At 44.7% G+C, this 13,125-nt stretch carries 10 protein-coding genes and 2 riboswitches; of the genes, 8 read left to right on the top strand and 2 right to left on the bottom strand.

Annotated features, from left to right (window positions below; all coding sequences use genetic code 11):
- Positions 1–30: 30 nt before the first annotated feature.
- Positions 31–1,455, bottom strand: coding sequence for a MocR-like pyridoxine biosynthesis transcription factor PdxR (locus NAF01_RS22190; protein WP_226618525.1), 1,425 nt, complete (start codon positions 1,453–1,455; stop codon positions 31–33).
- Between the two features lie 130 nt (positions 1,456–1,585).
- Here NAF01_RS22190 and NAF01_RS22185 point away from each other — a divergent pair, with 130 nt between their 5' ends.
- The 5 genes from NAF01_RS22185 to NAF01_RS22165 all read left to right on the top strand — a co-directional run bounded on the left by NAF01_RS22185 (position 1,586) and on the right by NAF01_RS22165 (position 7,044).
- Entirely contained in the window at positions 1,586–2,500 is a 915-nt protein-coding gene (locus NAF01_RS22185; RefSeq protein ID WP_226618524.1) for a DMT family transporter, read from the top strand.
- A 72-nt stretch (positions 2,501–2,572) separates the two neighbouring features.
- A riboswitch (SAM riboswitch) is annotated at positions 2,573–2,671 on the top strand.
- Between the two features lie 100 nt (positions 2,672–2,771).
- Positions 2,772–2,873: riboswitch (SAM riboswitch) on the top strand.
- A 158-nt stretch (positions 2,874–3,031) separates the two neighbouring features.
- Positions 3,032–4,063, top strand: a complete 1,032-nt coding sequence (locus tag NAF01_RS22180; RefSeq protein WP_197218330.1) for a methionine ABC transporter ATP-binding protein — start codon at positions 3,032–3,034, stop codon at positions 4,061–4,063.
- Positions 4,053–4,703: a methionine ABC transporter permease gene (locus NAF01_RS22175; RefSeq protein WP_035329251.1), complete on the top strand. Its 651-nt coding sequence runs from the start codon at positions 4,053–4,055 to the stop codon at positions 4,701–4,703. Before NAF01_RS22180 ends, NAF01_RS22175 begins: the two co-directional genes overlap by 11 nt.
- Before the next feature lie 18 nt (positions 4,704–4,721).
- Positions 4,722–5,549 carry a MetQ/NlpA family ABC transporter substrate-binding protein gene (locus tag NAF01_RS22170; RefSeq protein ID WP_250801138.1) on the top strand — a complete coding sequence of 276 codons (828 nt, stop codon included), beginning with the start codon at positions 4,722–4,724 and terminating at the stop codon, positions 5,547–5,549.
- Positions 5,550–5,835: 286 nt separating this feature from the next.
- A complete protein-coding gene (locus NAF01_RS22165; protein WP_250801136.1) occupies positions 5,836–7,044 on the top strand; it encodes a M20 family metallopeptidase in 1,209 nt (402 codons plus the stop codon).
- A 154-nt stretch (positions 7,045–7,198) separates the two neighbouring features.
- Here the strand turns inward: NAF01_RS22165 and NAF01_RS22160 are convergent, their stop codons facing one another.
- Positions 7,199–7,474, bottom strand: coding sequence for an alpha/beta-type small acid-soluble spore protein (locus tag NAF01_RS22160; protein ID WP_048009343.1), 276 nt, complete (start codon positions 7,472–7,474; stop codon positions 7,199–7,201).
- Positions 7,475–7,623: 149 nt separating this feature from the next.
- Between NAF01_RS22160 and NAF01_RS22155 the strand changes: the two genes are divergently transcribed.
- From NAF01_RS22155 to uvrA, 3 genes are all read left to right on the top strand, one after another.
- On the top strand, positions 7,624–7,860 hold the full coding sequence (locus NAF01_RS22155) for a DUF2198 family protein (protein WP_048009342.1): 237 nt from the start codon (positions 7,624–7,626) through the stop codon (positions 7,858–7,860).
- Between the two features lie 393 nt (positions 7,861–8,253).
- Complete coding sequence (uvrB, locus tag NAF01_RS22150) at positions 8,254–10,233, top strand: excinuclease ABC subunit UvrB (protein ID WP_226618522.1); 1,980 nt, start codon at positions 8,254–8,256, stop codon at positions 10,231–10,233.
- Positions 10,234–10,240: 7 nt separating this feature from the next.
- On the top strand, positions 10,241–13,117 hold the full coding sequence (gene uvrA / locus NAF01_RS22145; RefSeq protein ID WP_048009340.1) for an excinuclease ABC subunit UvrA: 2,877 nt from the start codon (positions 10,241–10,243) through the stop codon (positions 13,115–13,117).
- Positions 13,118–13,125: the final 8 nt, after the last annotated feature.

The following is a 13,125-nucleotide window of genomic DNA, read 5'->3' as shown; positions in this document are numbered from 1 at the left end:
TCGAAAAGGATACCTCGTTAGGTACTATAATCACAGGAGCTTTTTTATTTCCTCTCCAAGGATGAATATCCCTTCCTCCAGTTCCCCCAGCGGGGCATAAGCATACGAAATCCGTATATAATGATTCGGTCCGTCACTGTATATGCTGCCTGGATTCATCAGCAGCTTTCTTGAAATAGCCTGCCGATAGAGACTTCGAATTGGAATATTGGACGGTACTTTCAGCCATATAAAAAAACCTCCTTCTGGAGAATTCCATTCTGCTATCCCGGACAAGTGAGCATCTAATGCATCCAGGGCAGTATTACGACGAATTCTTAACTTCTCACGTACATTTTCCATATGCTTTTGATAGAGGCCGGTGGACAGCCATTTTTCAGCTACCCTTTGTGAAAGTGAACTTGAACCATAGTCAGTCTGCATTTTAAGATCGGCAAGCCGGTCGATAACAGGTTCAGGTGCTGCTACCCAGCCTATTCGAAGTCCGGGGCTCAATGTTTTTGACAAGCTTCCCATATAAAGGACCTGGCCGTTTTTGTCCATTGCTTTTAATGGCGGCGGAGGCTTTTCATCAAGCCATAGCTCACGGTAAATATCATCTTCCACAATTGGCAGCTGTTCTATTCTGCACACATCAAGCAGTTCCCTCCTTCTTTTTTCTGTCATTAAAATTCCAGTAGGATTATGATAGGAAGGAATCGTGTATAAAATGGATTTCCCTTTTTCGTATTTCTTCAAAGAGATGCTTTTCGTGATAATTCCCTCCTTATCCATTGGCAATCCTTTTAAATTCATGCCAGAAGACCGGAAAAGCTGTAAAGAATATAGGTAAGAGGGCTTTTCCAGAAATACGGGTGCCCCTCTTTGCACAAGTCCGAGTGAAACAAGCTGCAGTGCCTGCAGCCCTCCCGAAACAATAAGTATCGAGGAAGGAGAAGTGAAGATTCCGGATGCTGCCAAATACTCACTGACTGCCTGTCTTAATGGCAAAAACCCTTTTGGTTCCTCATAACCGAGTTCACTCAATTCATCAGCAGCTTCCTTTAGAACTTTCTGCATTGTTTGTACAGGGAAAATTTCTGGGGAAAGCTCTCCTTTGCTGAGCTGTATAAAAGCGGGGTCCATTTCTAAGTCATTAATTTCCTGAACGATTTTTTCGCTGGCTCTGTGTATCCCTGTATCGATATACTCGCTCCAGCTGGCAGACTGCCTGGAAGAGAGCAGAGTCCATGTATTATTAATAACCTTTGTGCCGACCCCCGTTTTCCCCTCTAGTAATCCATCTGCTGCAAGTTCTTCCAGAGCAGTGATAATGGTGCTTCGGTTTACTCCAAACTCTTCAGCCAGTTTCCGCTGGCTTGGAATTTTACTTCCGATTGGCCATTCTCCTTTGGAAATCTTTCCTTTAATCGTTTCCATAACTTGCTGATATTTTGGCAATTGTGCTTTGTCCATCCATATAACCGCCTTTATGAAATTGGCTGGCAAAATTCTTTTCTAATTGGTTGAGGACATTGTATCAGTTATTGATTATCCTGAAAAGCAGCACTGATAATGGCTGGAAATGCTGATAAGGGGGATGAAGATGGCAAATAAAAAATTTATGATTATCGGGGCGCATAGTTCTATTATCATTCTCTGGGCATCCGCATTCCCGGGAATCCGGGCTGGGCTTGAATCGTACTCACCGGAACACCTTGCCCTTTTCAGGCTATTAATTGGCTCCATTGCACTTGGTGTCCTCGCACTGGTGACGAAGATGCGCCTTCCGGATATAAGGGATCTTCCTGCTATTTTTATGCTGGGATTCCTTGGTTTTACGGTTTATCATACAGCACTGAATATGGGGGAAAAAACAGTAAGCGCAGGGCCGGCAAGCTTGATTGTCTCAATGACTCCAATCTTTTCGGCTGCTTTGGCTGCTTTATTTTTAAGGGAAAGGTTTGGAAGAGTAAGGTGGATTGGTTCCGCTGTCAGTTTTGCGGGTGCCGCACTAATATCGCTTGGTACAGGAGGCGGGTTTGTGATCCAAACCGGTACTTTATTCGTCCTCCTTGCTTCCATTTCAGAAAGCATCTATTTCGTGTTTCAGACTAAATATTTAAATAAATACGGATTTTTGTCATTTACATCATATACAGTATGGGCAGGGACTGCTTTTATGCTGGTTTATATTCCCGGGCTCGGAAATGAGATCTTTCATGCTTCGGCCGAATCCACTTTAAGTGTCCTCTATTTGGGGATTTTTCCGACGGTAATTCCATATATTGCCCTGGCTTTTCTTGCATCCATAGGGGGAGCGTCTGAAGCGGTGAGCTCTCTATATCTGACTCCAGCAATGGCGTTTGTCATTGCGTGGGTTTGGCTGGGGGAGGTGCCGGCTATGTTATCCATTATGGGTGGGATGTTCGCTCTAGCAGGTGTGGTGATTATTCACCGTAAAGATAGCTCTAAAAAAGTTACGGAAATTTATGAAAATGAATCAAGTGAAAATATTTGAAAAATATGATTGACATCCTTTTCTTTAAGATGGTAAAGTAATAAACATATTAACAACCGCATATTAAAAATCTTCTTATCAAGAGAGGTTGAGGGACTGGCCCTATGACACCTCGGCAGCGGACAGTATGTACCGTGCCAAATCCAGCAAGCACTGCTTGAAAGATAAGAAGAGGACCATTGATAAATGCTGCCCTCTTCTTTCTTTAGAAGAGGGTTTTTGTTTTACGCGGAAAAATACATCAAGATTCTATTCATAAACATATGAATAATTCTTATCAAGAGAAGCAGAGGGACCTGGCCCAATGAAGCTTCGGCAGCAGGCAGAAGGCACTGTGCCAAATCCAGCAGGCGAAAAGCCTGGAAGATAAGGAGAGGATTTCAAAAAACCTCTTCTGACGGAAGGGGTAAATTTCAGGATATAATTCTTAGTTTTCGCATAGGAATAATTAGATAACAAAAGGTGACAGGCACCTATACCAGTTCATTAAAGTGGTATTGGTACCTGACACCATCAAAGGAGAGATGCTGTATGATAGAGTTTCAGAATTTAAAGAAGGTCTATGAAAGCGGAGGTCAGCAGGTAGCTGCTCTGGATGGAATAGATTTAAAGATTAATAAGGGTGAGATTTTCGGGGTGATCGGCTTCAGCGGTGCGGGAAAGAGTTCTTTGATCCGCTGTGTCAATTGGCTGGAGAAGCCGACTTCAGGAAAGGTCATTGTCAGCGGACATGATCTGACGGCTTTATCTGTAAGAGAAATTCGTGAAGTGAAAAGAAACATCGGGATGGTCTTTCAGCATTTTAACCTTTTAAACTCCAAAACCGTGTTTGCCAATGTGGCGATGCCGCTCACACTGGCTAAGATCCCTAAGGATGAAATAAAACAGCGTGTCCATGAACTGTTAGAATTCGTGGGGCTTGCCGACAAGGCGAATAGCTATCCCGATCAGCTGTCAGGCGGGCAAAAGCAGCGGATCGGAATTGCCAGGGCGCTGGCAACACAGCCTTCCATTCTATTATGTGATGAAGCAACCTCAGCTCTGGATCCGCAGACAACCAGCTCGATCCTGCAGCTGCTGAAAAAAATAAATAAAGAATACAACATTACCATTCTGATCATTACCCATGAAATGTCTGTAATCAGGGAAATCTGTGACCGTGTCGCTGTCATAGAGGCAGGAAGAATTATTGAAGAAGGAACCGTCTTCAATGTCTTTTCTTCACCAAAAACCCCAACAGCGAAAAACTTTGTCAGCACGGTTATGAATGATCAAATACCTGACTCCATTAAGCAAGTGATTGAAAAACAGGAGGGGCTTCAAAAGGTATTTAGAATCAACTTTGTCGGAAACTCTGCCGGACAGCCGCTGCTTTCTCAGGTTGCCAAAAAGTTTAATATCGACTTCAACGTCCTGTTTGGAAATATTACTGAACTGCAGGGAACTCCATTTGGCAACCTGATTGTCGAATTCCAGGGTCCGGACAGTGAAATCAGGCGTGCTATTCAGTACATCAGCCAGGAAAAAGTTTCAATAAAGGAAGTGACATCACGTGCTAGTTAACCAGGAAAAAATCATCGAAGCCTTAATCGAAACGGTCCAAATGGTGGCATTCTCCTTGCTGTTTTCAGCTCTTATCGGACTGCCGCTTGGCATTTTGCTTGTTGTGACAAGGAAAGGGCATCTGCTGGAAAACACCGTTGTTTTTAACATTATAAACAGCATTATTAATATTTTCAGATCAGTCCCATTCATCATTTTAATGGTAGCCATCATCCCAATCACCAGAATGATTGTCGGAACATCGATTGGAACTGCTGCAGCCGTAGTGCCGCTCGTCTTTTATGCAGGACCATACATTGCGAGATTAATAGAAAATTCATTACTTGAGGTTGATCCGGGAGTCATTGAAGCGGCAGAAGCAATGGGAGCGACACCGGGACAGATTATCCTTAAATTCCTGATTCCGGAAGCACTCAGTTCGCTGGTATTAGGCTTCACCATTGCGACAATCGGTCTGGTCGGAGCATCAGCCATGGCCGGGGCAGTCGGAGGCGGCGGCCTTGGTGACCTTGCCATTACATACGGCTATCAGAGATTCGATACAACCGTCATGCTGATTACCGTTGCAATCTTAGTGGTCATGGTTCAAGGCCTGCAGTCATTCGGAAATATTTTATCCAAAAAAATCAGAAGAAGATAACTTAGGAGGAAACACATCATGAAAAAACTATTTTTATCATTCATTATTTTAGCATTGGCTGTGTTCACTGCGGCATGCTCAAGCACAACTGGCGGAGAAGAAACAAAGAAGGTTAAATTGGGCGTCAGCGGATCAGATACACGCATCTGGGACTTTATTGCAGAAAAGGCTGAAAAGGAAGGCATTGAAATTGAGGTTGTTACATTCTCTGATTATGTACAGCCAAACGTTGCTCTTGCAGAAGGTGATCTTGATGTAAATGCATTCCAGACAGTCGCTTATTTCGACACTTTTATTAAAGAGCATAATATGGATCTTACACCGATTGCGACAACTGTTTTAGCACCAATGGGTCTTTATTCTGAGAAAGTAAAATCTGTAGGAGACATTCCGGAAGGCGGCAAGATCGCCATTCCAAATGATGCTTCTAATGGCGGAAGAGCCCTTCTTTTACTGGAGGAAGCCGGCCTGATCAAATTATCCGAGGACTATGACGGAAATCTGGACTTGAATAAAATCGTTGAAAACAAGAAGAACCTTGAATTTGTAGAAATGGTATCAGCGCAGACGCCGCGTGCCCTTCCAGATGTCTCTGCATCTGTAATCAATAACGGAATTGCTGTAGATGCAGGCTTTAACCCAACTAAGGATTCAGTTTTTATTGAAAGCGAAACCGCTACACCTTATGTAAATATCATTGCTGTCAGAACAGAAGACAAGGATAACAAAACGCTTAAGAGAATTGCAGAACTTTACCAGGAAGATGATGTAGCTGATTTCATCACGAAAGAATATGACGGAAGCATGATCCCGACTTTCATCCCATTAAGTGATATTGGCTGGTAATTAATTTATCGCAGTCTAACGGGCAGTAAGACCCCCACTTCAAGACTCAGAGGAATCAAAGGAGGATAAGTGGGGGTCAAACTGCCTGTAAAGGCCCGATTGGTGAGATACAGTGAAACTTGCCGACGCGCAGGCAGAGGCTTAGTTGAACCAATCGGGTTCGTAGTGTCGATTGATCGAAGCGCTAGCGGAGATCTTAGCGACACTAGAACGCGACTAACAATCAGTGGGGGATAAGGAAAACCCCCACTGATTGAAGTTTCACTTTATAAAAGGAGGAACAATAATGACGGCACCTGTAAAAGCACTATCCGAACTGAAAGAAGTAATCAAGAAGAATGTTGATGATAACAAGGAACTTTACCTTTCCGCAAGCCACCAGATCCATGCAAACCCGGAAATAGGGAATGAGGAGTTTTTTGCCTCGGGCTTGCTTTCAGGCATTCTTGAGCAGGAAGGATTTGATGTAGAGCGGGCAGTGGCCGGTCATGAAACAGCTTTCCTGGCCCGGAAAAAATCCGCTAAGCCGGGGCCGTCCATTGCTTTCCTTGCAGAATACGATGCCCTTCCCGGGCTGGGCCATGGATGCGGCCACAATATTATCGGCACGACAAGTGTGGCAGCAGCCATTGCATTGAGCAAGGTTATTGATGAGACCGGAGGAGAAGCAGTAGTATTGGGGACCCCGGCGGAAGAAGGCGGGCCAAATGGAAGTGCAAAAGGAAGCTTTGTGAAGCATGGATTGCTTGAAGGCATTGATGCCGCCCTTATGGTTCATCCATCAAACCATACCCGCCTGACCAGTTCATCACTGGCAGTTGATCCGCTTGACTTCGAATTTATCGGAAAGCCTGCCCATGCAGCAGCTTCACCGGAGGAAGGAATCAATGCTCTGGATGCAGTTATTCAGCTGTTCAACGGAATAAATGCTCTCCGTCAGCAATTGAAGGATGATGTGCGAATCCATGGAATTATTACTCATGGCGGGGATGCACCAAATATTATCCCTGAGTATGCAAAAGCCAGATTCTTCATCCGTGCTTCAACCAGAACAGGTTTAAATGAGGTAACAAGGAAGGTTAAAGCTGTCGCAGAAGGCGCAGCCCTGGCAACAGGAGCCAAGCTGAATGTGATTGCTTTTCAAAACCAAGTAGATAACCTGCTGTTAAACAAAACATATGACCAGGTGTTTAAAGAAGTGATTGAAGACTTGGGGGAAACCGTAGTGGAAGGGGACCGGGATGGAATTGGTTCGACGGATGCCGGCAACATCAGCCAGGTGGTGCCAACCATTCATCCTTATATTAAAATTGGTGCGGATGATCTTGTTGCCCATACAGTTCCGTTCCGGGAAGCCGCCGCATCTGAAAAAGGTGATGAAGCGCTGATAACAGGAGCAAAGGGGCTGGCTCTCACAGCATTCAAGCTGGTAACGGACCCGGAACTGCTTAAATCCATTCAACAGGAATTTTTAGAGCGAAAAGCTGCTGAATAAGAACAAAAGCTATCTTTTGCGGATAGCTTTTCCTCTTTTTTGTGAGTGTTTTCCTCATATTTGAGGGTTGTTTCCCTAGTTTGCTGAGTCTTTTCCTCAAATCAAGTGTTCGTTTCCCTAATTTCAACATCCTTTTCCCGAATTTCACATTTGCCTACTGTTCCTTCATCCGTTCCTGTGCCATCCGGATAAGTTCCTTCACCATGCTGCCGCCAATCTTTCCGCCAACAGTGCCTGCCTGTTTGGATGTAAGCCGGCCATTATAACCTTGCTTCAAAGGCACACCTGCCTCCTCAGCAATTTCATATTTCACTGCGTCAGGATTTTCTCTGTCAACATGATATCCCTGGTTTGCCATTACCTGATTTTTCAGCTGGTCCAATGCACCTCTTGATTCCGGTACTAGCGGGCGTCTTTTTCTTCTGGCCATGATGCATTCCTCCATAATAAGTTCTTTTTCTTATTATGTGAAAGAACGTTTGGATTAACACTGAAAAAACTTGTACATCCTCCGGTGAAAAGCTATTCTAATGGTAGAAACCTTGAATTTTTGTGAAAAATCAAAAGAAGGTGTTTTAAATGGCATTAAAATACTTGTCAGCTCTTCTGCTTCCTGGACTGCTGGTATTGTTTTTTACGAGAGTCAGCTATAATCGTGTGATCGGGCTGGTGCTGACGGTGGGGCTTATTGCTGCTTCTGTATATAAAGGCTACACCAATTCATTTGCCTTAATCGTTTTAGACGCACTTTCACTGACTGTCGGGTTTTGGTATGCCCAAAAATTGAAGCCGAAAATCAAGCCAAGTGCGGAATAAATTTTGCAGAGCCTGTCGAACAAACCTATCGACAGGTTTTTTATTTAATGAGTTAAAACTGTAATTAGGCATACGTCATATAAGCTTATAATGAAGTTCAATCAAACGTTTGATTAAACTGAAGGCAATCAATCAAACGTTTGATTAACCTTTCTTCGACAATCCCCTCAATAATTCGGCATATTTCCCAAGCAATATTTTCTTGGTAAAAACACAAAAACGAATATCCGTTCGCATATTATTGGTTTGTTTTAGGCTCTTTGTGGTAGAATGATGATATGAGTTTTGAGTAAAAAACTGACAAATCAGCGGTGCATCCCGGATCTTAAATTATTTCAATGCTGGTTTGTGATTAATAAATAGATAAAAGTAATTTGAACGGGAGGCTTTTAGGTGAAGGATCAATTTGAATTAGTCTCAAAATATTCCCCACAGGGCGACCAGCCGGGGGCAATCAAAGAAATAGTGAAGGGAATCAATTCCGGCAAGAAACACCAGACACTTCTGGGTGCGACAGGAACGGGTAAGACCTTCACGATTTCGAATGTCATAAAAGAAGTAAACAAGCCAACGCTTGTTATTGCCCATAATAAAACACTCGCAGGACAGCTATACAGTGAATTTAAGGACTTTTTTCCAAACAATGCGGTTGAGTATTTTGTCAGCTATTATGACTACTATCAGCCTGAGGCGTATGTACCTTCTACAGATACTTTTATTGAAAAAGATGCAAGCATCAATGATGAAATAGATAAGCTTCGCCACTCGGCGACTTCCTCCCTGTTTGAGCGGAATGATGTCATTATTATTGCCAGTGTCTCCTGCATATATGGTTTGGGTTCACCTGAAGAATACCGTGAAATGGTGCTGTCCCTCAGAACCGGAATGGAGATTGAGAGGAACCAGCTTCTTCACAGGCTCGTTGACATCCAGTATGAGCGCAATGATATCGACTTCCAGCGCGGTACCTTCCGTGTACGCGGAGATGTAGTCGAGATTTTCCCGGCATCACGGGATGAGCATTGTATCCGTGTGGAATTTTTCGGAGACGAGATAGACCGGATCCGTGAAGTGGATGCCCTTACAGGTGAAATAATGGGTGAACGTGAACATGTTGCGATTTTCCCGGCATCCCACTTCGTAACGCGTGAAGAAAAAATGCGGATCGCCATCCAGAACATTGAAAAAGAGCTGGAAGTGCGCCTTGCTGAATTAAGAGAAAACGATAAGCTTCTTGAAGCACAGCGCCTCGAGCAGCGGACCCGCTATGACCTTGAAATGATGAGGGAGATGGGTTTTTGTTCCGGAATCGAAAACTACTCCCGTCATCTTACGTTAAGACCTCCTGGTTCAACACCGTATACCCTTCTGGATTACTTTCCGGAAGACTTTTTGATTGTGATTGATGAATCGCACGTAACTCTGCCGCAAATCCGCGGTATGTTCAATGGTGACCAGGCAAGAAAATCTGTGCTTGTGGACCATGGTTTCCGTTTGCCTTCAGCGATGGATAACAGGCCGCTTACGTTTACCGAATTCGAAAAGCATGTGAAGCAGGCTGTTTTTGTTTCGGCAACACCCGGCCCTTATGAGCTTGAGCATACACCTGAAATGATTGAGCAAATTATCCGTCCAACCGGTCTGCTTGATCCTACAATTGATGTCCGTCCAATCGAAGGTCAAATTGATGATCTCATTGGCGAAATCCAGGATCGTGTTGAGAAAAACGAACGTGTTCTTGTTACCACTTTAACGAAGAAAATGTCTGAGGATTTAACAGACTATTTAAAGGAAATCGGCATTAAAGTCCAGTACCTGCATTCTGAGGTAAAAACGCTTGAGCGGATTGAGATTATCCGGGAGCTTCGTCTTGGCAAGTACGATGTGCTGGTCGGGATCAACCTTCTGCGGGAGGGACTGGATATTCCTGAAGTATCCCTTGTTACCATACTGGACGCTGATAAAGAAGGCTTCCTCCGTTCAGAACGTTCACTCATCCAGACGATTGGGCGTGCAGCACGTAATGCAAACGGCCATGTCATCATGTATGCAGACCGGATTACGGACAGCATGGAAAAAGCCATCAGTGAAACAAAGCGCCGCCGTTCCATTCAGGAGGAGTACAATGAGAAGCATGGCATCACGCCAATGACTATCCAGAAGGATATTCGCGATTCGATCCGTGCAACCCATGCGGCAGAAGAGCAGGAAGAATACCAGCCGTCAGCAAAGCTCGGCAAGCTGAGCAAGAAAGAGCGCGAGAAGCTGATCGGCGATATGGAAAAAGAAATGAAGGAAGCGGCAAAATCCCTCAATTTCGAAAGGGCTGCCGAGCTTCGTGATTTAATATTAGAGCTGAAAGCGGAAGGATGACGAAAAAATGGCGATGGATAAACTGATTGTAAAGGGTGCCAGAGCCCATAATCTGAAAAATATAGATGTCACCATTCCAAGAGATAAGCTTGTCGTCCTGACCGGACTTTCAGGTTCAGGAAAGTCCTCTCTGGCCTTTGATACAATTTACGCAGAAGGTCAGCGGCGCTATGTGGAATCATTATCTGCTTACGCACGGCAATTCCTCGGTCAGATGGATAAGCCTGATGTGGATGCGATCGAAGGACTGTCTCCGGCAATCTCGATTGACCAAAAGACAACAAGCCGAAATCCTCGTTCCACAGTGGGAACAGTGACAGAAATTTATGATTATCTGCGATTATTATTTGCACGGGTGGGGCGTCCCACCTGTCCGATTCACAATATCGAAATCTCTTCACAGACCATAGAACAAATGGTTGACCGGATTATGGAATACCCTGAGAGAACAAAGCTCCAGGTTATGGCTCCCCTTGTTTCCGGCCGAAAAGGGACACATGTAAAAGTGTTCGAGGATGTGAAAAAGCAGGGATTCGTCCGTGTCCGTGTCGACGGAGAAATGATGGATCTCGGTGAAGAGATTGAGCTGGAAAAAAACAAAAAGCATTCAATAGAAGTAGTAATCGACCGCATTGTCGTAAAAGAAGGCGTAGCGCCAAGGCTTGCAGATTCATTGGAAACTGCTTTGAATCTGGGCAATGGCAAGGTGCTTGTAGACGTCATTGGGGAAGAAGAACTGCTGTTCAGCGAGAACCATGCCTGCCCCCAATGCGGGTTTTCAATCGGTGAGCTTGAACCAAGAATGTTCTCATTTAATAGTCCATTTGGTGCCTGTTCGGAATGTGATGGATTGGGCTCTAAGCTTGAGGTTGATGTTGATCTGGTAATACCCAATAAGGATCTTTCATTAAAGCAGAATGCCATTGCGCCATGGGAACCGACAAGCTCTCAATATTATCCTCAGCTGCTTGAGGCCGTCTGCAATCATTATGGGATTGATATGGATGTGCCGGTTAAGGATATCCCTGAACACTTGCTTGAGAAGGTTTTATACGGATCAGCCAAGGACAGTATCTATTTCCGATATGAAAACGACTTTGGCCAGGTAAGGGAGAATTATATTCGTTTTGAAGGTGTCATCCGCAATGTGGAGCGCCGCTATAAAGAAACAAGCTCTGATTATATCCGGGAGCAAATGGAGAAATACATGGCCCAGCATCCATGTCCTACCTGCAAAGGCTACCGCCTGAAGCCGGAAACACTTGCGGTCCTTGTATCCGGAAAGCATATTGGCCATGTAACAGAATATTCGATTGAGGAAGCATTCAGCTTCTTTGAGAATCTTACACTGTCTGAAAAAGAAATGAAGATTGCCAATCTTATTTTCCGTGAGATTAAGGAAAGGCTTGGGTTCCTCATCAATGTCGGGCTTGATTACCTGACATTAAGCAGGGCAGCGGGAACTTTATCAGGCGGTGAAGCCCAGCGTATTCGCCTGGCTACACAAATCGGCTCGCGCCTGACGGGTGTACTCTATATTCTGGACGAGCCTTCCATTGGTCTCCATCAGCGTGATAATGACCGGTTGATTGATACGCTCAAAAATATGCGTGATATCGGCAACACCCTGATCGTGGTGGAACACGATGAAGATACAATGGTGGCAGCCGACTATTTAATTGATGTGGGCCCGGGAGCGGGAGTTCATGGAGGACAGATCGTCTCAGCGGGTACGCCTCAGGAGGTAATGGACGATCCAAACTCCCTCACAGGGCAATATCTGTCAGGCAAGAAGTTCATTCCGCTTCCAATTGAGCGCCGCAAGAACGACGGACGCTTTATCGAAATTAAAGGGGCTAAAGAAAACAATCTTAAAAATGTGAATGTTAAGTTCCCGCTCGGCACCTTTATTTCTGTTACGGGTGTTTCCGGTTCAGGAAAAAGTACGTTAATCAATGAAATTCTTCATAAAGGGCTTGCCCAGAAGCTTCATAGAGCCAAAGCTAAGCCGGGTGAGCATAAGGAGATAAAAGGTATTGATCACCTGGATAAAGTCATTGATATTGACCAGTCTCCTATCGGGCGGACACCTCGTTCCAATCCGGCAACCTATACAGGAGTGTTTGATGATATTCGCGATGTATTTGCTTCAACCAATGAAGCAAAAGTTCGGGGCTATAAAAAGGGGCGATTCAGCTTCAATGTAAAAGGTGGACGATGTGAAGCATGCCGCGGAGACGGAATCATTAAGATTGAAATGCACTTCCTGCCTGATGTGTATGTGCCATGTGAAGTTTGTCATGGCAAGCGCTATAACAGGGAAACACTTGAAGTTAAATACAAAGGGAAGAATATTTCGGAGATTCTCGATATGACAGTGGAAGATGCACTGGAGTTTTTCGAAAATATTCCTAAGATCCGCCGCAAGCTGCAGACGATATATGATGTTGGCCTGGGATACATTACATTGGGGCAGCCTGCGACAACCTTGTCCGGCGGTGAAGCGCAGCGTGTTAAGCTTGCTTCTGAATTGCACCGTCGTTCAACGGGCCGCTCCCTATATATTCTTGATGAACCGACAACAGGTCTTCATGTGGATGATATCTCCAGACTGCTAGTGGTCCTTCAGCGTCTGGTTGAAAATGGAGATACCGTACTGGTTATCGAGCATAATCTCGATGTCATCAAGGCCGCTGATTATATCGTCGACCTTGGGCCTGAGGGTGGAGATAAGGGCGGCACCATTTTAGCCGCAGGTACGCCGGAAAAAATTGCGGAAGTTCCGGAATCCTATACAGGCAAATATCTTAAGCCGATTTTGGAAAGAGACCGTCAGAGAATGAAACAGCAAATAAAAGAAAAAGAGGGCGTGACAAACGCTTAGTTACAGGG

The organism is Cytobacillus firmus, assembly GCF_023657595.1.
GTDB classification, from domain to species: Bacteria; Bacillota; Bacilli; order Bacillales; family Cytobacillaceae; genus Cytobacillus; species Cytobacillus firmus_B.
Note: the sequence above shows the minus strand (reverse complement) of the source record. Positions and strands in the feature narration are given on the sequence as shown.

Bases quoted from the DNA above. Each gene is read 5' to 3' on its own strand.
- NAF01_RS22190 (WP_226618525.1), bottom strand. From the start codon at position 1,455: ATGGACAAAGCACAATTGCCAAAATATCAGCAAGTTATGGAAACGATT.
- NAF01_RS22185 (WP_226618524.1), top strand. From the start codon at position 1,586: ATGGCAAATAAAAAATTTATGATTATCGGGGCGCATAGTTCTATTATC.
- NAF01_RS22180 (WP_197218330.1), top strand. From the start codon at position 3,032: ATGATAGAGTTTCAGAATTTAAAGAAGGTCTATGAAAGCGGAGGTCAG.
- NAF01_RS22170 (WP_250801138.1), top strand. From the start codon at position 4,722: ATGAAAAAACTATTTTTATCATTCATTATTTTAGCATTGGCTGTGTTC.
- NAF01_RS22165 (WP_250801136.1), top strand. From the start codon at position 5,836: ATGACGGCACCTGTAAAAGCACTATCCGAACTGAAAGAAGTAATCAAG.
- NAF01_RS22160 (WP_048009343.1), bottom strand. From the start codon at position 7,474: ATGGCCAGAAGAAAAAGACGCCCGCTAGTACCGGAATCAAGAGGTGCA.
- NAF01_RS22155 (WP_048009342.1), top strand. From the start codon at position 7,624: ATGGCATTAAAATACTTGTCAGCTCTTCTGCTTCCTGGACTGCTGGTA.
- uvrA (WP_048009340.1), top strand. From the start codon at position 10,241: ATGGCGATGGATAAACTGATTGTAAAGGGTGCCAGAGCCCATAATCTG.